General features: G+C 42.7%; 19 protein-coding genes, 1 tRNA gene and 1 pseudogene. 11 read left to right on the top strand and 10 right to left on the bottom strand.

The annotated features are described in order from the left end of the window. Positions 1–22: 22 nt before the first annotated feature. The 4 genes from HY811_05770 (at position 23) to HY811_05785 (ending at position 6,013) form a co-directional block, all read left to right on the top strand. Complete coding sequence (locus HY811_05770) at positions 23–2,242, top strand: VWA domain-containing protein (protein ID MBI4834306.1); 2,220 nt, start codon at positions 23–25, stop codon at positions 2,240–2,242. A 27-nt stretch (positions 2,243–2,269) separates the two neighbouring features. Beyond that, positions 2,270–4,366 (top strand): DUF4139 domain-containing protein, encoded by a 2,097-nt coding sequence (locus HY811_05775; GenBank protein ID MBI4834307.1) that lies wholly within the window; start codon positions 2,270–2,272, stop codon positions 4,364–4,366. A 112-nt stretch (positions 4,367–4,478) separates the two neighbouring features. Then, a complete protein-coding gene (locus tag HY811_05780; GenBank protein ID MBI4834308.1) occupies positions 4,479–5,468 on the top strand; it encodes a J domain-containing protein in 990 nt (329 codons plus the stop codon). 32 nt (positions 5,469–5,500) lie between these two features. Then, entirely contained in the window at positions 5,501–6,013 is a 513-nt protein-coding gene (locus HY811_05785) for a ferritin family protein (GenBank protein ID MBI4834309.1), read from the top strand. On the opposite strand, the gene HY811_05790 is transcribed toward HY811_05785, so the two are convergent. Beyond that, complete coding sequence (locus HY811_05790) at positions 5,991–6,620, bottom strand: RluA family pseudouridine synthase (protein MBI4834310.1); 630 nt, start codon at positions 6,618–6,620, stop codon at positions 5,991–5,993. The two genes, HY811_05785 and HY811_05790, sit on opposite strands and share 23 nt — an antisense overlap. A gap of 85 nt (positions 6,621–6,705) precedes the next feature. Here HY811_05790 and HY811_05795 point away from each other — a divergent pair, with 85 nt between their 5' ends. The 7 genes from HY811_05795 to HY811_05825 all read left to right on the top strand — a co-directional run bounded on the left by HY811_05795 (position 6,706) and on the right by HY811_05825 (position 16,053). Further along, positions 6,706–9,540, top strand: a complete 2,835-nt coding sequence (locus HY811_05795; GenBank protein MBI4834311.1) for an O-antigen ligase family protein — start codon at positions 6,706–6,708, stop codon at positions 9,538–9,540. After that, the gene (locus HY811_05800) at positions 9,537–12,572 is read left to right on the top strand and encodes an O-antigen ligase family protein (GenBank protein ID MBI4834312.1); all 3,036 of its coding nucleotides are present in this window, start codon (positions 9,537–9,539) and stop codon (positions 12,570–12,572) included. Before HY811_05795 ends, HY811_05800 begins: the two co-directional genes overlap by 4 nt. Positions 12,573–12,981: 409 nt before the next feature. Next, positions 12,982–13,710 carry an ABC transporter ATP-binding protein gene (locus tag HY811_05805; GenBank protein ID MBI4834313.1) on the top strand — a complete coding sequence of 243 codons (729 nt, stop codon included), beginning with the start codon at positions 12,982–12,984 and terminating at the stop codon, positions 13,708–13,710. A 51-nt stretch (positions 13,711–13,761) separates the two neighbouring features. Then, on the top strand, positions 13,762–14,565 hold the full coding sequence (locus HY811_05810) for an ABC transporter permease (protein ID MBI4834314.1): 804 nt from the start codon (positions 13,762–13,764) through the stop codon (positions 14,563–14,565). A gap of 32 nt (positions 14,566–14,597) precedes the next feature. Then, positions 14,598–15,014 (top strand): DUF3842 family protein, encoded by a 417-nt coding sequence (locus HY811_05815; protein MBI4834315.1) that lies wholly within the window; start codon positions 14,598–14,600, stop codon positions 15,012–15,014. A 34-nt stretch (positions 15,015–15,048) separates the two neighbouring features. Continuing rightward, positions 15,049–15,237, top strand: a complete 189-nt coding sequence (locus HY811_05820) for a CooT family nickel-binding protein (protein MBI4834316.1) — start codon at positions 15,049–15,051, stop codon at positions 15,235–15,237. Positions 15,238–15,351: 114 nt separating this feature from the next. Continuing rightward, positions 15,352–16,053: a sulfite exporter TauE/SafE family protein gene (locus tag HY811_05825; GenBank protein MBI4834317.1), complete on the top strand. Its 702-nt coding sequence runs from the start codon at positions 15,352–15,354 to the stop codon at positions 16,051–16,053. 4 nt (positions 16,054–16,057) lie between these two features. On the opposite strand, the gene HY811_05830 is transcribed toward HY811_05825, so the two are convergent. The 9 genes and pseudogenes from HY811_05830 to HY811_05870 form a co-directional block, all read right to left on the bottom strand. Then, complete coding sequence (locus HY811_05830; protein MBI4834318.1) at positions 16,058–16,474, bottom strand: hypothetical protein; 417 nt, start codon at positions 16,472–16,474, stop codon at positions 16,058–16,060. A gap of 11 nt (positions 16,475–16,485) precedes the next feature. After that, a tRNA-Leu gene (locus tag HY811_05835) sits at positions 16,486–16,570 on the bottom strand. Continuing rightward, positions 16,571–16,784, bottom strand: a pseudogene (locus tag HY811_05840) (GIY-YIG nuclease family protein). A 72-nt stretch (positions 16,785–16,856) separates the two neighbouring features. Continuing rightward, the gene (locus HY811_05845) at positions 16,857–17,432 is read right to left on the bottom strand and encodes a hypothetical protein (protein ID MBI4834319.1); all 576 of its coding nucleotides are present in this window, start codon (positions 17,430–17,432) and stop codon (positions 16,857–16,859) included. Positions 17,433–17,446: 14 nt separating this feature from the next. Then, a complete protein-coding gene (gene floA, locus HY811_05850; GenBank protein MBI4834320.1) occupies positions 17,447–18,454 on the bottom strand; it encodes a flotillin-like protein FloA in 1,008 nt (335 codons plus the stop codon). 75 nt (positions 18,455–18,529) lie between these two features. Beyond that, positions 18,530–19,354, bottom strand: coding sequence for a hypothetical protein (locus HY811_05855; protein ID MBI4834321.1), 825 nt, complete (start codon positions 19,352–19,354; stop codon positions 18,530–18,532). Between the two features lie 5 nt (positions 19,355–19,359). After that, positions 19,360–19,812 (bottom strand): hypothetical protein, encoded by a 453-nt coding sequence (locus HY811_05860; GenBank protein MBI4834322.1) that lies wholly within the window; start codon positions 19,810–19,812, stop codon positions 19,360–19,362. 2 nt (positions 19,813–19,814) lie between these two features. Then, positions 19,815–21,365, bottom strand: coding sequence for a nodulation protein NfeD (locus HY811_05865; GenBank protein ID MBI4834323.1), 1,551 nt, complete (start codon positions 21,363–21,365; stop codon positions 19,815–19,817). An 85-nt stretch (positions 21,366–21,450) separates the two neighbouring features. Further along, positions 21,451–22,528: hypothetical protein (locus tag HY811_05870; protein MBI4834324.1), on the bottom strand; the 1,078-nt coding region annotated here is incomplete at its 5' end.

Genomic DNA, 22,528 nt, shown 5'->3' on the forward strand with positions numbered 1-22,528 from the left:
GGGGTGAAAGGAGGATAGAAACATGAGAAGAATAATAGCACTGCTAATACTGACAGTAGGTTTCATCATAGCGATTAGTCCCCTATCCGAAGCGTGCGGTGTTATTGATATAGACCGCCGGATTTTACCGCCCAATACACAGGTCACCAATATGTCCGTCCAGAAAACCGCGCTCGATGTCAAGATTGAAAACCAGGTGGCCATGGTTACCGTTGACGAGGTATTCCACAATTCCAACAACTTTCAGGCGGAGGGAATATTTATCCTGCCAATACTCCCGGAAACAACGGTACAGGATTTATCCCTGTGGATTAACGGTAAAGAAACCAAAGGGGAACTCTTGGACCGCGATAAAGCCCTGCAGTATTACCAGGAAACCGTGCGCAAGATGGTTGACCCGGCGCTTCTGGAATACGCTGGACATGATTTACTCAAACTACGCGTTTTCCCCATTCCAGCAGCAAGCCAGGATTTGGGACAGGGACCGGGCAACGTAAGAATTAAGTATACATATACATACCGCTTGCCGAATGATAACGGCATATGCGTTTTCCGCCATCCATGGGGAACGAATAAGTTTTCCAGCGCAGCCATTGATTCAGCGGTTATTAACGTGGCTCTTAATTCAAACATCCCGATTAAAAGCATTTATTCGCCGACTTATCCGGCAGTTGATATCATCCGAAAAAGCGATAGCAACACATCCATCAGCTTTGAGCAGAAAAACATGAAGCCGGATAAGGATTTCATTCTTTATTACACTCTCTCGGAAAAGCAATTCGGCGTTAACCTGACCACATATAAAAAATCAACAGGGGATGGCTTTTTCATGATGATGCTTTCTCCCAAATATGAGACGGAAGATTCTGAAGTCGTAAAGAAAGACGTCGTGTTCGTCATGGACACATCCGGTTCCATGCTTGATAATAAAAAAATAGAACAGGCAAAGAAGTCCCTGGAATTCTGTATCCATAGCCTGCGCGAGGAAGATCGCTTTAACCTGGTTACTTTCAGCAGCGAGGTAAGGACATTTAAAAGCAACCTGCAAGAAGTAACCACCACCTCTAAAGAAGATGCGATTAAATGGGTAAGTGAAATAGACGCACGCGGAGGGACAAACATTGACAGCGCACTCCAAACCGCGATTGAGATGTCCGATACATCGAGCAAACGGCCGTATCTGATAATATTCATTACGGACGGTATGCCGACTGTCGGCGAAACATCCCCGGATAAAATAGTAAAGAATGTTACGTCAAAAAATACCAAGAATATCCGCATTTACACCTTCGGCGTGGGGTATGATGTCAACACCCATCTTCTGGATAAGATTGCCGAAGAAAATCAAGGGGCGCGTGAATATATCACTCCGGATGAAAATATCGAGGTCAAAGTATCCAACTTCTATGATAAAATTGCCTATCCGGTCCTTTCGGATGTAAAATTGGAAGCAGCTAATATAGAGATTTATGACCGTTATCCACAAAAGCTTTCGGATATGTTCCGCGGTTCGCAGATGATTATTTTCGGACGGTATAAAGGCGGTGGGCAAAAACTGATTACACTCACCGGAACGGTTAACGGAGAACCCCGCAAGTTTGAATATGAAGCAACCTTTGCCGAAAGGAACGAAGTAACCGATTTCATCCCAAGGCTTTGGGCGACCAGCAAAATTGGCTACCTCATGGATGCAATCAGACTTCATGGCGAAACCAAAGAAGTCAAGGAAGAAATTGCTAAACTAGCGATTGAATACGGCATTCTTACCAAGTATACTTCCTGGCTGGTACTAGAGGACATAAAAAACGAGCCTAACACCCCTACCCCGCCAGGTTTAAGCCAAGGCTTTAGCGGAACTTCAATGGAAAATGAACTGAAGGACGAAAGTATTTCAGTACGAAAAAGTAGCGGTGCTGGTGCAGTAGAAAAAAGCAAAGAAGCGGATAAGTTACAAGAAGGGAACTATGATGGAAAAGAGGCCGGGACCGGACATCTCGGCAGGACGATTAAGGAAAAGGTAAAACAAGTCGGCGATAAAACATTCTACTTAAGCGACGGCATCTGGTACGATAGCCTCTATACGGAAAAGGACAAGGATAAAACAACTAAAATAGAATACCTAGGCGATAAATACTTTGGATTGATTAAAGATAATCCGGAATTAGGCAAATACTTTGCCTTAGGCGACAAGATTGTAGTTTGCTTCGGCGATAAGATTTATGAAATTACTTCAGCAGAATAGAAAAAATAATATGAAAAGGAGGTGCGTATGCTGAAACGTTGGATGGCACTCATGATAGTGCTGATACTGGTAGCCGGCAACCCCGTGATGTGGGCGCAGGATAAGGGCGACGAAGAATCCACCCAAACTAAAATAACCAAGGTAGTGTTTTATAAACACGGCATGGGCTATTTTGAAAGGGAATGCGCCGTAAAAGGCGATGCCACCATCACCCTCGGATTCAAAACCAACCAGATGAAAGATATCCTGACTTCGTTTTTCGTGGTTGATAAGAACGGGGGAAAAATCACAACCGTGGGTTATGATTCAAAAGATCCGATTGACAAGCAACTGGAAAATATCTTAATCAGGGTTCCCGAAGGCGCGGCTTTGACCCAGTTTCTGGCACAACTCAAAGGCGCAAAGATTGAGGTTAAAATCGGAAATGAAATCTTTCAGGGAACTATCATGGGTATTGAACCGATTTCCCAGAAGATGGATAATATGACCGTTACCGCTTATAAATTAGTGATACTCAAAGCGGATGGAGAAATAAAACCGGTTAACTTACTGGAAATAAGTTCACTGAAACTTCTGGATGAACCGATTCAGAAAGATTTGAAAAGGGTGCTGGATATTTACCTTAATTCTAAATATACGGACCGCAAACAGGTTAAAGTAATCTGCAACGGCAAAGGCGACAGGAATATCATGATGGGCTATCAACTGGAAATGCCCATATGGAAAACATCCTACCGCCTGATACTGGATGAAAAGGAAAAACCGTATCTGCAAGGCTGGGCAATTATAGAAAACCCAACTGATGAAGATTGGGCCGATGTCCAAATGTCTTTTATTGCAGGAAATCCGATTTCATTCAGCATGGACCTTTATACATCATATTATCCCCAGCGGCCGGAAATCAACCTGGCAAGCATTATCCCACTGGTCGGTGCATTATTTAATACTATAGAGCTGGCTAAAGGAAACTCTGATGCGGCTGATAAGATGTATGATGAAGGAAATTACGCGCTGGAAGAAAAAATGCAATATGGTGGCGGGCGAGGAGGATATGCAAATAAATCAAAGGCACCAAATAATGCACCAGGGATGATACCTGCCCCAAATATGTCCATGTTATTGCAGAATTCCGTAAACGCACTGACAAGCGGCATGCAGGTAGGGGAACTTTTTGCCTATAACGCAAAGACACCCGTCTCTATCAGCCGCCGTCAGGCAGCGATGGTCCCGATTATTACCGATACGGTAGAAGGCAATAAGATTCTCTATTACCGCGCGCAGGTTTCTCCAAGACTCATGAATGCCTTTTATATGACCAATTCCACTAAATTAACACTGGAAACAGGACCGATGACCATATTTGAAGGCTCTACATCCATCGGCGAAGGCTTATTAAAAGAATCTCTGCAGGCGGGGATGAAAGAAATACTCCCTTACGCTATAGAGACCGGATGCACGATTGAAGTAACCAATAAATATACATCAAAGCCTGTCCATAAATGCAAGATAACCAACGGGATGCTGGTAATGAACAGTTATTCCATGAACGAAACGGCTTATAAGCTTGCTAATAAAACAGGCCGCGATCAGGTAGTTTATTTAGATCATCCCCGCACCGGCGGTTATACTTTGATTGAACCCAAAAAAGCTGATGAGGAAATTCCAAGCTACTACCGTTTCAAATTTGATTTGGCGGCCGGCAAGAGCATTGATTTCACGGTTACCGAACAAACCGAAACCGCATCGCAGATATACCTGCAAAATATTTCCACTGACCAAATCAGGTTCTATTTAAGCCAATCACCGCTTTCTTCCAGCGCTAAGAAGTTTTTGGAAGAGTTGACGGTTTTAATGGGACAGGTTTCCGAGCAGAAAAGAGTCTATAGCGAATATCAAACCGAGCTTGACCGTTTGTCAAGAGAACAAAATGAATACAGGCAAAACTTAAATGTCCTGAATATCAATAATCCCAAAGAACGCGAACTCAGGGAAAAGTGGGTTGACAAACTCGATAAGGCTGTCGAACGTGTTGACACCTTAAAAAGCTTGATGAAAGAAACACTGGACAAGCAAAACACATTACAGCAAGAGCTGGGAAAGAAAATCCAGGGTTTTAACGACTAACTGTTAAATAGACCTGTTTTAAAGGGGCGGACTTAAAAGCCGCCCCTTTTTATTTCAGCGTATATAAATAACTCTTGACCAAAGCCTAAGCTATAGTTATAATCTTCCTTTAATGGAATACAAAGATTATTATAAAATCCTGGGCGTATCCAAAAATGCTTCTACGGATGAGATAAAATCTGCATATCGCAAACTTGCCCGCAAGTATCATCCCGATGTAAACCCGGGTAATAAAGAAGCTGAACGACATTTTAAAGAAATAAACGAGGCGAATGAAGTATTATCAGATTCTGAAAAACGGAATAAATACAACCAATTAGGATCTGATTGGGAAAGAGTTTCACGCGACCAGGATTATGCCAGACAGTATTACAGCCGCGCCCGGACTTCCCCCCAATGGGAGGAAGTCAAATTCGGCGGAGGTGGCGATTTCAGCGATTTCTTCGCATCATTCTTCGGGGAAGAAGACATACTTTCCGCGCTTGGCGGCATGGGTGGTACTAGATTCCGAACGAGTTCACGCCAACCCAGAGGCTATAACGCTTCTCAATCGGGGCAGAATATAGAGGAAAAACTGGAAATTACCCTTGAAGAAGCATTCCATGGAACCAAACGACTTTTGCAGCTACAAACCAGCCAAGGCTCAAAGCGTATCGAGGTAAAAATCCCTAAAGGCGTAACCGAAGGGTCTAAAATAAGATTAGCCGGGCAAGGCGGACCGGGCATTGCCGGCGGAAACCCCGGTGATTTATATCTTATCATAAAAATATTACGGCACCATTTGTTTGAATTAGACGGGTATAACCTACGCTGTGAAATTCCTGTCCTTGATTACGATGCAATTACGGGAACGAAGATTCAAATATCCACCCTGGAAGGAAAAGTCGACTTAAAGATTCCGGCAGGAACACAATCAGGAACAGTTTTACGCCTGCGCGGACAGGGATTACCACAATCCGGCAGTAAGACAAGAGGTGATTTGTTTGTTAAAATAAGAATAGTTATCCCTGAAAAGCTTACGATTAAAGAAGAAAAACTCGTGCAGGAGTTAAAGAATCTCCGCCAGCAACGCGGCGTGGATGAAAATATCAGGAAAAACTAACCAGTATAGCCAATAGTTAGAAAGGAGCAAATATGCCCTATTTTTTCAATGCAGAAGAAATTATGGAAGTAGCCATTCTTATCGAGAAAAACGGAGAACAGTTTTATCGCTTGCTCATTGATGAAACGAAAGATAACGACATAAAGAAAATATGTGCCAGATTACGGGATGATGAGAAAAAGCACCAAAAGGTTTTTGAGGAAATGCTTAAAAAAACTATGTCTAAAAAGCCAGCTTCGGTATCTGTAAAAGAATTTCCTGAAGATGATGCTAAACACCTTAAAAAAATGGCTGATGCCAATGTATTTACCAGAAACCTTTCTGCCAAGGAAATCGCATCTAAAATAAAGACCGATCAGGAAACCATCCGTTTCGCGTTAAAGATAGAGAATGAATCTATTGCCTTCTATGCCCAGCTAAGAAAATTTACCAGCTCTGATATGGGGGGAAACGATATTGATAAGATTATTAAAGAAGAGCAAGCTCATTATAATATATTGGACAAACTGCTGACCGATAAGATTAATCCAAGGGAAACCTGTTGAGCAAAGAATTCATATCATCAGGAAGCGGGACAGAAAAATGGAGGGGTTTTTGACTGACTGGATGCGTAAAGTTTATCTCACTTGAATGTAAAGCAGTTCTCCTAAACTTCAGTTTATAATCCCTGGCAAAAGCAAACCTGCGCTCCCCCACCAAGGGATACCCAAGCTTTACAAACTGGATTCTGATCTGGTTGGTCCTGCCGGTGACCGGCTCCGCTTCCACCACCGTAAAACCCCTGTGGCGTTCGATTACCCGGTAGCGCGTCTCGGCCGGTTTTCCTTCTATCTGGTTCATAAGCTCCGCACTATCCCGTTTCAGAACACCCTGGACAAAAGCAATATACTTTTTCTTAATTGCTTGATTATGGAATTGCTTCATTACTTCCTGTTGTATTTTTTTGCCTTTGGCATAGATGATTACTCCTGATGTTTCGTAATCAAGCCGGTGGCATGGGTGCGCTTTGACATCTAGGCCTCTTTTACGAAGTAAGTCATTCAGGATATCAGTTAAAACGCGTTCGTGTTTGCCAGGGGCTGAAATAACCAACATATTTGCCGGTTTGTTTACTACCATTAAGTAATCGTCTTCGTAAATGATGTCTATCATAAGTTAAGATATAGACTATCAAATAAAAAGTTAAGTGTCAATAATGCCTTGACCATATTTCACGGTAATGTTATATTATTCGGCTATGAATACACGCTTAGGCAATTTCTGTAATAAGGTAATTGAAACCGGCTGTTTATTAAGCCTTATCATCATTCCGCTTTTATTTAATCCATATGCCGAACAGCCGGGCAGGACTTTTGAAGGCAGCCGTGTTTTTATACTGCGTTCAATAACCCTTGTAATGATACTGGCGTGGGTGGTACAAAAACTAGAAACGGGCAATTGGAAATCAGGTATTAAAAGCTGGAAAAATCACCACCCACTGGCGATATTAACGGCAATTCTGGCTACTTTCTATTTTATAAACAGCTTTATCTCTCCTTATTTCCCGGTAACATTAAAGGGATTTTATCTGCGCGATGAAGGTTTTTACACCTTCTTCTCCTATATTATTATTTTCTTCCTGATAATACAGACCACAAAAAAACAGCAACAGCTGGATTTATTAATCACGGGTTTGGTTTTATCGAGCATCCCCATAACATTTTACGGAATATTACAGCATTTCGGGATAGACCCTATCTGGAAGGATAAAATCAGCGACCGTGTAACCGGAACCTTCGGCGGACCCATCTTTATGGGCGCGTATTTAATCATGGTTATCCCGCTGGTTTTATCCAGGCTTATCGAAAACATACGGCGGATTCCTTTGAATATTTGCTATGGAGTTATTTTATTGTTACAGCTATCGGCACTCTATTTCACCAAAAGCCGTGGTCCGGCTGTGGGATTTGTGGCCGCCATCACCTTATTTATCCTGATAATCACCGCACGGCGCAGGATAAAATGGGTGTTCATCTCAATTATCGCGATAATGATAATTCTAACTATTTTATTGATACCCAGTTCGCCTTTATCTTCCCTTAAACCGTATCTCGGAAGATTTGCCTTGCAGTCGGAAGAAGCATCGAATACCATCAAAGTCCGGTTTGCCATCTGGAAATCAGCCGAAACGGCGTTGAAAGCACAACCCACTAGGCTTTTAACCGGCTATGGCTTTGAATCCATTTATCCATTGTATTTCAAGTACAACAATCCGGATATTGCCCGGTACGAACAGGCGGATAATGCACCCGACCATTCACATAATGACACCTTTGACCTCCTGGTAACGGGCGGCATTAGCGGTTTATTGATTTTTATGACAATCATTATCTTGGCTGCATACTATGTTTTCAAATACCTGGGCTTGATTCCAAATAAGAGCCACCAGCTTAAGTTCTATGGCTGTATTATCAGCGGGTTAATTATTGCCCTCGTGCTTACTAAAATACTGGCAGAAGGAATTATTCTTTTCGGATTAGGAATACCCGGCGGCGTGATTTTAGGGCTTGGAGTATATTTATTGGTTTATATATTCAGTATTTCTGCAGAAACAAGAACATCACTTACTTCATCAGAGTTACTGTTAATCGGTTTATTATGCGGCATCATCGCGCATTTTATCGAGATACAATTCGGCATGGGATTGACCACCACACGCCTATATTTATGGGGATTTATCGGACTGATTGTCGGGGGCTTGCAAGTACCTACTAATGAATCTAAGCCTGAAAAGAAGGAAAAAGAAATTGCATCCAATCCATTCAACAAAATTATACTTTGGTCCGTTATCAGCGGATTGATTATTGCCGTAATGGCATTTTCCTTAGTCCGCCTCGTCCCAAACACAACTGATATTACATTCTTACCATATATGGGCTTATTCTGGATAATAACATTGGTTTTCGGAGGAATTATCGTCCTGCCGTGGATAAATGCTTCTTCAAAAACAGTTAACATGACCTTATCATACGGTTTATATATCATTTTGTCCTCCTTGTGGAGCGGCTTATTCGTCGGGATAAAATATTCCATGCTAACCGAACGCTCCGATTTAGGGAATTACATCACGTTATTATGCATCTGGATTATTTTAAACGCGCTGATTATTATTTTCTTTATGCCATCCGGACTGGCGCGTAAATTGGCGGGTAGTATTCCCCAAATAATTGTCTATGTCGTCATAACCGTAATCACCTTTATTTTTATGTACAATACAAATCTAAAGGAATTATATGCGGAAGTACAATACAAATATGCAAAACTTGTCCAGGCATCTAACATGGATAAATCCGTTGAGTATTACCAGAAAAGTATCCAGATGTCGCCACAGACAGACTATTATTACGAAGATTTAAGCGATGCCTATTTTGCCAAGGGCAATTATGCCAAAAGCATAGAAACCCTGGAAACGCTCCGTAAAACGAGCTCCTATAATCCGCGGATCGTGCGCAAATTAACCACCTTTTACCGCAACTGGTTTTTTGCTACACCAGCAGGGCATGACCAGGACCAGCGGTATAAAAAGGCGATACAATATTACCAACTACTTACGACTAAATATAGCCTTACCAACCCTGTTTATTTCAGGGAATGGGGCGACATGCTTAAGTTCAAACAAGATTATGAAGAAGCCCGTAAAATATACCAAAAGGCAATAGATTTATCTCCTTCTTCTCCATCGGAATACTTGGTAATGGGCGATCTTTATAAAACCGCCTTTAACGATGAAAATAATGCCGTTTCTTATTATGAAAAAGCATGGCAGTTAGGAGGCTCTTTGAACACAAGACAGGCAGCAATACTGTGCGGCAATTATTTCACCAATAAAAGATACGAAGAATTCCTTAAGCTAAACACCATTTTGATTAATATGGATTCCGCAAATTACCAGCATCACTTTTATGCTGCACAAGCCTACGAAGCACTGAAAAAAAAGAAAGAAGCGTTGGGTGAAGCAAAAGTCGCCCTGAACTTAGCACCTCAATCTGATAAAGAAATAGTAAACGGTCTTATTAAAAGATTAGAACAATGAAGAATAAAACCCGGATAGAACAGCCGAAGAAAACCATGCAAGAAGAACGAAGCCGAACCAAATTAGGCCTATTCTGCGAAAGCATCATAGAAGCCTGTATTATCATCGCATTGGTTGTTTCGCCGCTTTTAATTAACCGCTACGGCGAAAACGGATATGATATGCCCAAAGGCACACTCGTTCGTTCGATTGCAGTTATTATACTCCTTGCTTTTATCATCAACAGGATGGAAAATAAATCCTCTAAGGAAGAATCACCTGCATCTAAATCTTCAGTCTCGCGGCAACCCATATTCATTGCCGTCTTATTAATGCTAGCAAGTTACATTATTTCCACCGTATTCTCCGTCACGCCGCATACCAGCTGGTGGGGGCATCTGGGCGCCCGGTTCCAAGGCGCTTATACCATACTTGCTTATATTATCATCTTCATCATAATGACTTTGACCATCCGCAGGAAAGAACAGATTGAACGGATAATCAACGGCATAATAATCACCAGTATCCCGGTCTGCATCTACGGTTCATACCAGCTCTTACAATTCAGCCCTATCTGGAGCGTCCGTATTGATGCCACTCTGGGCAACCCGATATTCTTCGGCTCGTATCTTGTCATGGTCATTCCGCTTACCCTCTTACGGTTTATTCAATCATTCAACTATGAGCAAAAATACCGCCTGTTTTTCATCATATGCTACGGATTCCTGATATTATTCCAAGGCTTCTGCCTTATCTTCACCCAAAGCCGCGGACCTTTGGTCGGATTAGGGGTCGGGCTTGGCATTTTTCTTATTCTCTGGTTTATTATAAAACACCAACGTAAATTAACGCTCGCGCTTTACGGAATTGCCCTATTCGGATTGATTGTGCTCATTATCTTTAACATTCCGGGCGGCCCTCTGGAGCAGCTTAAAAAAGTCCCGTATGTCGGCAGGCTGGGACAAATATTCGAGACTGAAGGCGGCCCAGGCAAGGTAAGATTGCTCATCTGGGAAGGCATGCTTAACATGGTCAAAGCCGAGCCTTCCCGTGCGGCTATCGGTTATGGACCGGAAATGATGAAAGTCTTGTATTACAAACACTCCCCCAACGAACTGGTTACCTTTGAAAGGCGCGTGGCCTTCCCTGACCGTGCACACAGCGATTTTTATGATATACTCGCCACCAACGGGTTTATCGGGGTAATTATCTACCTGGCAATTATTTTCCTAATACTATTTTCCCTTCTCAAATATACGGCTCTTATCAAAAACACCAAGCAACGGAATATATTTATCGGGATAACCGGCATTTCCGTTTTAACCGGTATTTTCCTGCCTTACCTTATAACCCATTCGCTTATTTATATAGGACTTGGTATTACCTTCGGGCTTATTGCTTCAGGCATAGTGTATATCTTAATATATCTGGTATCATGGGAGGAAAAGAAAGAAAATGAAACCCAGACGGCTAACCAAACAGTTTCACCAGATATCAGCTTGAATCTTAACTCAAGACTTACCTTAATTGCCATCGGTTCGGCATTAATCGCACATTTTGCTGAATTAGAATTCGGGATTAATGTTAATTCATCCGCTTTCTACGGATGGCTCTTTTTAGGCTTGTTTACGGCTTATGTTTCGTATTCCGGTGAGGCAAATGAAACGGCAACTGATGCAAAACTAATACAACCTAATATCTTTTTCTATTCATTCACGGTTATCACTGCTTTGATAGTCCTTATCTTCACCATGGTTAATTTTATCCATCCCTATTCAGATAAAATCCCCAGAACAGCCGATACGCTCTTGGATTCATTCATACATTCCTTTAATACACGCTTATTGGACTCGCCCGACAAATGGCTTCTATTATTGTATGCCCTATTTACGGTAGGATTGGGAATATTTCTCTCCATGCTACTAAAGCAGGGCGAATCCAAAAAAAGCTTGGGGTGGATTTTACAATGGTATTTTATTATTATCGTCTCAACCACCGCACTCTTTTTAATCAGCCATTCCTTTTTCATATACCTACAATCCGGAATAATCAATGCTATCATTAATTTATATATCTGGCTGTTTATTATAATGTTCCTATTGGCTTTATCTATTTACCATCCTGAATCTGGCGCTCGATTTTTAGGGATAAGCGGATTAATCGGCTCTCTGGTTCTTGTAATTATCGGAATATCAATTATCTGGTTTATGGATATTAACCTGATACGGTCTAATAATGTTGCCAACAGCGCCCGTGTCTTCCGCGATGCCGGAGCCGAACACTGGAACGAGGCAATCCGCCGCTACGAAGAAGCTAAAAGGCTGACCCCAGACCCCACTTTTATCTATGCAGACCTGTCTGAAACCTACCGCTTGATGGCAGAAGCGGAAAAAGATGTATCCAAAAGATCAGGCTATATTAATAAATCGCTGGAAAACGCCTTGGAATCTGCCAAGTATGAACCATCAAGCTGGTATCGCAATGCCAACCTGGCGCGGTTATATCGTTTTAGATTAGCTTTTACTCAAGAGCCCAAAGAACGGCACTCTTATATAACTGAGGCAGAAAATTATTATAAAATCAGCCTTGATTTATGCCCGACCAACCCACAGCTTTTTAATGAAGTGGGCGAGTTTTATAATGAAATCCAAGATTATAATAAGGCTATTAGTTATTATGAACAATCACTCAAGATAGACAGGCATTTTTCCGAAACGCTTGCTCATCTGGGTGATGTCTATTTGACAATGGGCAATAAAGAAACGGCCACCAAATATTATAAAGAGGCAGTGGAAGAATACCAGACCTCAGACTTGTTTTTCCTAAACCCAAACCAGGATATCCTCTATGTCCGTTCCCATCAACAAGCAATAGCCCTTGACACGGGATATTATTTGGGCTATTACGGACTGGCACGGTATCAGGGCAAACAAGGCAAGGTTGATACAGCAATAACATTAGCCCGAAACGCATTACTCCTCGCCCCTGCAGAAAAGAAACTGGAAATAGAGCGGTTTATCGAATACCTCACCCCTAAACAAAACGGTAAATAATGATACCATGAGATTCTTTATCTCTAAATCAGCCTAATTTTAAATTATTACCATACCTGTCAGGAAAGAAGATTAACTGTACAATTATATGATTAAATCTTGCGGACACTACTGGGACTACCCCTCCACCTCCATAGCTCTACTCATCCCCCTTTATAGCTCTACTGCTCCGCCCTGATAGCCTTACCGCCCTACCCTGATAACCTTACTACTCTTACTTGATAGCCATACTGCTCCACCTTCATAGCCATACTACTCCACCTCGATAACCTTACTACTCAACCTTGATAGCCTTACCCTACACCAAGTGCAAAAAATAGAATATAGGATTAGCACACTTAAACCGTATACTTAAGTATAGGTTCTTTTGCCTTGAATACTTTGTTGAAAAAAGTTATAATGGGAAACAATGATAGAAATAACCGATTTAACTAAGTATTTTTCGCCCGCCCTTTCTTTCCACAATATATTCAGGGAAAAGACTTTCTTTACCGTAATAGACGAATTAAACTTGAATATTAAAAAAGGCGAGGTATTTGGGCTTATCGGCCCCAACGGCGCGGGCAAGACCACCCTAATCAAAATCCTTGCCGGTTTAATATCGCCTGATAAGGGCAATGCCTTGATAAATAATTATGACCCCTCAAAGAATCAAATAGATGTAAAAAGGTCTATCGGCTTAATCCTGGCAGGAGAGCGTAGTTTTTACTGGCGCTTAACCGGACAACAAAACCTGGTATTCTACGGCACATTTTACGGATTGGATAAAAAGTCGCTTGTTCCACGTATCAATGAGCTTTCCGATTTGTTGCATCTTTCCTATTTAAATAAAAGGGCCGGCGAGTATTCCACAGGGATGCAACAACGGCTTAAGTTCGCCCGCGCATTGTTACATAATCCGCCGGTCTTGCTGATGGATGAACCGACCAGAAGCCTTGATTATTACTCAGCAGAAGAACTCAGGAGTTTTATCCGGAAAGAACTGGTTAAAAAGCAGGGCAAAACCGTTCTCATGGTTACGCATAATTTGAAAGAGGCTGAAGATATCTGCGACAGAATCGGAGTAATTAAAGAAGGCAAGCTTGTGACAATTGGCAAGCCGGATGAGATAAGAAAATCGCTCTGCTATAAACTTTAATACGATTTTCAGTGGTTAGGACTATAGCCCTATACCATAAAAAAACAGCTTATGCGCAAGATAAGAGCATACATAAAGAAATCAGCATTGAACCTGGTCAGTTATCGTTTTGCGTTTGCCTTGAGCATTTTCGCACCGATTATTTCAGTCGTCATATTCTTTTTCATAGACAAGCTTTTCGGTTCCCAAATAGCGCCGCACCTGGCCCCATTTGGAATAAATTATTTTTCCTACGTCCTGGTAGGCATTATGGCAGGCGGTTTTTTAGGAGGGACTATCAGCGCCCTTGCCGCCCAGCTGAATGACGAACAAATGATGGGCACCTTTGAGGCGCTTATAAGCACACCAACCGGCATCTACACAATCATGATTGCTATGATGTCGTGGAATTTTATCCTATCCATATTTAATATATTCATTTACGTCATTGCCGGCATTTTCATATTCGGAGTGGATTTCGGCAATATTAACCTGGTTTCAACCGCAGTTATTCTGCTTATTTCCATAATATCGTTTAACGCATTGGGAATGCTTTCGGCAAGTTTTATCATTGCCTTTAAACGGGGCGACCCGGTTTCTTACCTTATGAATATCGGGATGGAGGTTTTGGGCGGCGTATTCTTCCCGATTACGGTTCTCCCGGAATGGGTACGGATTTTTTCTTATATATTCCCGATTACCTATTCGATTAGGTCATTGGAAAAGGCAGTTTATCAGGGGGCAGCGCTTGCAATATTATGGCAGGATGTTTTGATATTGTTATGCATATCTTTGGCATTGATTCCGATTGCCTCGATAGCAATTAAGGCATCGCTTTCTTATGCGCGCCGTAAGGGGACATTAGTGCAATATTGACCTGATTAGGAATAATTGATATAATTTTAGCTATGAAAATAGTGGTAATTGACGGACAGGGAGGAGGAATTGGAGCACACATCGTAAAAAAACTCAGAAAGGCGGTTCCTGATAATATTGAAATAATCGCCTTGGGCACAAATGCGCTGGCAACAGCGGCAATGATGAAATCCGGCGCCAATAAAGGAGCGTCAGGTGAAAACGCAATCGTCGTAAATGTTTCTCGCCTGGATAAAACAGACTATATAATGGGCACAATAGGAATTATTACGGATAATGCCCTGATGGGAGAACTTACGCCCAAAATGGCTGAGGCAATTAAAGGGTCTCCGGCGGAAAAGCTTTTACTGCCGCTTAGTTCGGAAAGGACAGAGATGGTCGGGGTAAGCCGTGAGCCTTTGCCCCATTTGATTGATAAATTAATAGATAAGGTCGCAAAGATTATTTGACAATCATAAATCTGTATGATAGGATAGGTCCAAGATGTGTGAAGCAAATGTTTATTTAAGGGAAAAAGGGAAAGAAGAACTTATCCTAAAGGAAGCTGATATTGTCAGGCCGCAGGAAGACGGGCTGTTTATGAAAAGCATTTTTGGGGAACAGAAAATAATGAAGGCGAAGATTGCGGAAATCAGCTTGGTTGACCATAAGATAATAATAGAAAAACTCTAAAAGACTAATAGTCTAAAAACAACAAAGCCACGAAGGCTTTCAATTCCGCGAGAAACGGAATAGCTTTCGTGGCTTTTTTTATTTATATTTTAACAAGAAAAGAGGAGATATGATATGGATAATTCACTATGGATTTTATACGGAACAGCGCTTTTCATCGCGTTTATACATACGGTAATAGGCCCAGATCATTATCTCCCTTTTATAATGCTGGGAAGGGCAAACAATTGGCCGGGTAAAAAGGTTGTCCTTGTCGCTGTCTTATGCGGAATCGGGCATGTTCTATCATCTGTTATACTGGGAATAGTCGGCATCCTAGCAGGCATAGGCGTGAGCAAACTTGAACATTCGGAATCAATCAGAGGAGAAATCGCAAGCTATCTATTGATAGGATTCGGAGTCGTTTACGCAATCTGGGGATTATTGCGCGGGTTACAAGGACATTACCATTCGCATTCGCATGGACATATACCTACAGGGGAAAACGAGCATGAACATCTGCATAACCACGAACATGCTCACGCAGTTGAAAAGCAAACAACTTTTTGGGCTGTTTTTATCATATTTGTTTTAGGCCCTTGCGAGCCATTAATCCCGCTTTTGATGTTCCCAGCCGCGGCTTACGGATGGGTAAACATACTGAATGTCGCCTTGATATTTTCGATCACTACTATATTAACAATGACCATAATCGCCTGGTTAGGCTACCAGGGAGTAAAACTTATAACATCGAAATGGATAGAACGTTATGTTCATTTTCTGGCAGGCGGTTCCATTGCCGTATCAGGGCTGGCGATAAAGATGTTTGGCTTATAAAAAGTTAAGGCTTTTTTTCCGGGGTTTTAATTTTAGAAACGTTAAACTTGCGGCTGATGACAGGCTGGTCATCGCAAAGTAATTCAAAGACATATTGCCCTTCGGTGGGGAATCTTATGTTTTTCAGTTCGAAGTTAAACTCCACGGTAGCAAGTCTGTTCGGAAATGGAATAGGACCGTTTATGTTTATGATGATTTCATTGGTATCCAGCTTGACGCATCTTAGGCATCCCTGGTACTCGCCGATTCCTTCGGTAAGTGTAAAGAAAACGTTGATTGAAGGATGCTGACAGGGAAATTGGGCAACCGCGATATTATTAAAAATACCGATAAGGCTTTTTTTGCCCGTGATGCGGTCTTCAATTACAGAATCACAAATAATCATCGCTAAAGGAATCGGTTTTGGTTTTGTGGTTGTCATAATTCGTTATATGCCGAAGGAGGGAGTTGAACCCTCATGTCCGTAAAGGACATTAGATTTTGAGTCTAACGCGTCTGCCAATTCCGCCACTTCGGCTTTTAATTTCCTTTTACCACTTGTTGATTTTAAGTACTTTTCGTGTTGCCGTGCTTCCATTCTTGTTTTAAAGGCGCGAGAATAAAGGGCGATAAGGCTGAGTAGTTCTTTCCTGACCTTTATTATGTTGATTTATTCTTCTGTCCAAATTATTAGTAAGCCCAACGTAAATATATTTACGGGTTAAACTATTAAGCGCATAAACATAATACATAAATAAAATCCAACAAGGCTAACGCGCCTGCCTGCTGCAGGCAGGTCTGCCAATTCCGCCACTTCGGCTTTTTTACGCTATTCTTTTAGACAATCCTCTGGTTCTTCTTAAAGCAATGGGAGGGGCGATGATTTCTGTTAATATTATTGCCTTTGCCAATTCAGAAGAACCGTTTTCATTCAAATGCTGTGTAAAATCATCCCAGCCGCATATGGTCGTAACCGAGATATTTTTATTTTCCTCCGCGCCATCGGCTAAAACCGGCTGTTCCGGTTCCATAGCAGCCGTGGGGTTAATTCCCTCTTTAACCTGCCACACCTTTTGTGGTTTTATTCGAGGAGGTTTTTCCCTGCTTTCTGTGGTGCCCGGAAAGCCAAAAGCCTTCTTCAACACATCCTCCAAATTTATTACGGGTGGCTCTGTTTCTGAAGGGGTCTCAGATTCCGTTGGCCCCGGAACTTGTGTTTCGGTTTCTTCCTCCATGCGCAAGCCCTGTGATTTTTCCGGCTGGGCCATACTCGGCCCGGATTTTTTCTCCTCCTCCTGCCGTCTTTTCTTAGCCTCGTAAGCTTTCTTTATTACCGAGGCCAATCCAATAACGATAAAAATCACCACATACGCCGCAAGTTGTATTAAATCACTGTCCATATTGCTACTCTATTTTATTTGCCAGGTTTCGGATGGTCTTTATCAGCATCCGTTCTGGGTTTAGCAATGGAATCGCGCATTTCTGTATCAGCCTGAATATTACGCAAATTATAATAATCCATTACGCCGAGCCTTCCTTCACGGAATGCGAATGCCAGCGCCTTGGGAACTTCTGCTTCGGCTTCCACGACATGAGCGCGCATTTCCTGCGTTTTGGCTTTCATTTCCTGTTCCTGTGCGACTGCCAGTGCACGGCGGGTTTCTGCCTTAGCTCGGGCGATTTTCAGGTCGGCTTCCGCCTGATCGGTTTGCAGTTTGGCTCCGATATTATCACCTACATCAACATCGGCAATATCAATGGAAAGAATTTCAAAAGCAGTTCCCGCATCCAGCCCTTTTTCCAGGACTTTCTTGGAAATATTATCCGGGTTTTCTAAAACAGCTTTATAAGATTGGGAAGACCCGATACTGGTGACGATGCCTTCTCCTACGCGTGCGATAACCGTTTCTTCGGTTGCGCCGCCGACCAACCTATCGAGGTTTGTCCTTACGGTAACGCGCGCCTTTACCTTAACCTGAATACCATCTTTGGCAACCGCATCTATTGTCTCGCGCCCTTTTTGCGGGTTCGGTACATCAATAACTTTAGGCAAAACACTTGTGTGCACCGCTTCCAGGACATCACGACCGGCTAAATCGATTGCCATTGCCCGTTCGCTGGTCAGATTAATTCCGGCTTTATTGGCGGCAATAACCGCACGGACGACTTTCGTAACGTTACCGCCGGCAAGGTAATGCGCTTCCAGTTTTGCGGTTGTGATATTGAGGCCAGCTTTAACCGCATTAATCCGGTTAATCACTACGATATGCGCGCTTACTTTCCTGAACCACATGCCGATAAGCTCGAATATCCCGACATGAGCCCCTGAAAGAAACGCCTGGAGCCACAGGAACCCAAAGCGAAAAAGTATTATCGCAATGATAAAAGCAACGATTATTGCCGCCACCACCACGATTGTCATCCAATCGCTTCCTGATGACACTGCTTGGGCTAATAAGCCTATTTTTTCCATTGATTTCTCCTTTCTTTAAAATTATTATTTATTTCCGTCCCAGATTTCTTTGACCTCATCCGGTATCTTTATTTCAACCGGTTTATCATAATCATAACAGGCGACTTCTCCGGAAAACTTAACATATGTTTTTTCCGGCTGTTTTTTCTTGTCCGGCGGAAGATTTTCATTATCATCCTTTTCGGCAGGACTAAGTTCGTTCTGTATAGTAACGTCTATCTTTACGGTAATTTTATATACCAGGTTATTGCTTTTACCTGCCCAAACTTTAATAACGGAAGACTTCGTCGCGTTAACAAGCCCCTCCGGTACATTCTTATATAAAGCCAAAAAGTCATTAATTCCCTTTTGGTTCAGGCTTGCTTCAATAACCCGGCACGGCGTATCGTTTATTTTCTCCTCAACCCCATCATCAAACTTTATATTTTCCGTATTATTCTTGTATATATCGATAAATTCTTTCGGGGAGGCGAAATTCTGCCTTACCCATTCTTTCTGTTTATTGCCACGCATAGCGGCGTTTTTCCCTTGGCGATAGGCCTCTATTTTTTCCCCGGTGTCTTTTGATTCCATGGTGATATAGCTTAAATCCGGCTTCTGGTTCATTCCAAAAAAGGTATTTTCTATTTTGATATCGGTTTTTGGGCCTTTAAAGGAAAAGAAACCTGTCCCCTTAAAATAAAAGCCATCGGCATTAAGAGTGGCGGTTATTACTTTCTCTAAAAGCTCTTTAGGCGTTTCCGCGTTTTTAGGCGCTTCAGGAGCCTCGTTACTTACGCAAACGGAAGAAAAAACACAGGCGGTGATAATCCAAACCAATATTAAATAATTTAAATATTTGTTAATCATGGATGCTATTTCGCCCTGACAATGACTTTTACGCCTTCGACTTTTATTACTTTGATTGCAATATCTTTATCTATCATCCCGCCTTCGGTAACGACGTCCACCTTCTTGCCTTCAATCAAGGCGGTGCCGGCCGGCCTTAGATAAGTAAAGGCAATCCCTTCCCTGCCGATTAGTTTTTCCAATTCAGGGCCCGGCGATATAAACCCTTCCTCGGTATTAAGCGTTTTGGATAATCTGAGCTTTTTTAAAGCGACTAAAATTATGAGCGGAAGCAGTATCAAAGCGCCGAGCAAAAGGATTAAACCAAGCAAAACACCGTAGCTTATAAAGGCGTAATAAATGCTTATCGCCATCCCGATTGCGCCGGCAATGCCGACAACTCCTCCGGGAATAAATATTTCAGCGATGATACAAAGCAGCCCGCCGCCGTAAAGAAGAATGATATACGAAAAATCCATTTCTATGCTTTCTCCACTATTATTTTATTGCCTTCGACCTTAATCACTTTGACCGGTTTCCCCTGCTCGATAAATTCACCCTCGGTAACGACGTCAATAAGCTCTTCGCCGATTCTTATCTTGCCGGCCGGGCGCAGATAACTTAACACTATGCCGGTCGAGCCGATAAGTTTGTGGTAATCATCGGATGAGGTAAATCCTTCCGATGAAGTTTCCTCGGCTTTAAGGACTAACCTGTTTAGATACGGCGAATAGGGAATAAGCCTGACAATAAAGATAAAGATAACCATGGCGCTTACGGACGAAATTATGACGACGCTTAAATTATTCCAGAATATCCGCCATTGCCACGGCAGGTCAGAAGAAGGAACGGTGAAATCCTGCATAGACAACACCAGGCTGACTAAAATGAGTATGATACCGGCAATCCCTGTTACGCCAAAGCCGGGGATGATGAATACTTCAACCGCCAGCAACGCCAATCCGAGGAAAAAGATAAGCGCCTCCGTAACCTCAGCCAGTCCGGCTAAATAATGGCCGAAAAATATGAGGAGGAAACATACAACCGCCAGTGTTTCAGGAACGCCCATGCCGGGCGCTTTAAAGGACATCCAGACCGCAATCAACCCTACCATGATAAGGATGCCGCTGACCAATGGATTCGTAAGGAAAATCACCAGGTCTTCGCTCCAGGTCGGTTCCATTTCACGGAATGTAAAATCCTTGATTCCGAACAGTCCGGGAATTTCGTCGCGCTTACTAACAATCGCGGATATAAGGCCGTATTCCTTCGCCTCCGATGCGGTCAAAGTCAGCGGCTCATCAGGTTTTCCGATGCGCTTAATTACCGCAATATCCTTGCCTTCCGCCTTTACCTGCTTGATTTCCTCTTCCGTCAGGTAAGCTATTTGGGAATTATTTATTTTCACCTGGTGGACGGCAAGATTGCGATTAACCATCGCCGCCACAAGGTTATACGGATATCCTTTCTTTTCCGCTTTGGCTTTCATGATGGCTTCAAAAGCCGAGGTGTATTTAGCCTGGTGGGGATGAGGAGTATCTCCGCTACCAACAATCACTTCAGCCGCGCCGATGGTCGCATCAGGCTGCATGATTATCTTATCGCAGGCGATGGAGATTAAAACCCCGGCGGAAATAGCCGCATTGGCGACATAGGCGACTGATGTAACGGGCAATGAATTTTCTATGCCTTTGACAATGCCCATGGTGTATTCCTCATCGCCGATGGAAACAGCACCTCCGGGCGTATTGATTTCAAAGATAATGAGTTTTGCCCCGACTTCTTTAGCCTGTTCTACAGCCCGCTTGATGAAATGGGGAAGCCCCCTATCCATAATCGGGCCTTTAATCGGTATGACGCAGATTAACACCTCTTTATCAGCCGGCGCGGTTCCCGTGGTTTGCCCCTGGGCCCCGCTCCACTTCGTGTCGGGGACACCCGATGATAGGGAGTCCCTGAATGGGGCAAATGCTAATAATTGCGTAATGATGCCTGCAAGCAACAAAAACGTTAAGATAAGTTTATAGCGCATAAGCAATGGGATTATATATATAAAGGGGGAGTGGGTCAAGTTATTTTCGCGGTAGAAACACCAGTTTTGTAACCGCTTTAATACTTTAAAAATTAGTATTGTTTACAATAACATCGTCTTCAAATTCCAGGTAGGCGCTGTTAAGCACCCTCAAACCGAAAGTCTGCCCGCCGCCGATTGTGTCGGCTAACTTGCAAACGATATAAAACGTGCTTATATCAGTGGTTATGACGTGCCGTTTCATATTAAGCCAAGCCGTATTGTCAATTCCGAATGAGCCTGTGGTAACCAAAGTATCCCCGATATCCCAGCGCTTGTTGCCGTTGGTCTCTTTCCAGACCTGTACCTCAATTTTACTGTTTGAAGGACCAACCCCTCCTCCCGGAATATATTTATCTATCCTAAAACGCTTCCAAATGGCTGAAGTTACAGCAGAGCCATTGGAATTAAGTTTCAAATCGAATGCAAGGTAAGCAATACTCTGCCCCATTTTTACTGCTGTGGAACTGGTGACATATCCGGTGATAGAACTTGATGATGGGATTTGCACATATGGAACCCCCGGCGCCATGGAAATCAAATCATAATAAATATTCTTGTCCCAGTTAATATGGGCCAGGTATAGGGTCTGGGCAGGATTCTTGACAATACAACTAGCGTAACCATAATTAGCCATTGCCTTGGAAAAATCTTCTGTGCCGTCATTTTTAATTACATATTGCTTATCTTTAGCAGCTACGGCAAACCTATTTTCAAAATTCTGGCTGGTTATTTTGAACACGAATCCGCTCAACGCCTTTGGGTATCCGGCTACGGTCGCTAATCCGGTATTGCTGATACAATATAACGCTCCTAATTTAGTGCCTGATAACGTTTCTTCTTTGGCATCACCATCGATACTTCTTGCTTCCACAGAAGTAACCGCCGAACCTTGAGCATCGGTTGAAGTCTGCCAGAGAGCTCCGGCGAAAGTATAACACCTTACCTTCCCATCCGAACAGCCCACGGCGATTTTATCTTTAGTCCCATTGCCATCTGAATCAACTAAGCAGATATTATCAAGCTTTACATCCTTGTTATAAGCCTGCGTAGACGCGCCGATATTCACCTCGGCGAAAACAACCGCTCCGGTTGAACCGTTAACGGAATATAAATAATTATAA

This window comes from Planctomycetota bacterium, assembly GCA_016207825.1.
Taxonomy (GTDB): Bacteria; Planctomycetota; MHYJ01; order JACQXL01; family JACQZI01; genus JACQZI01.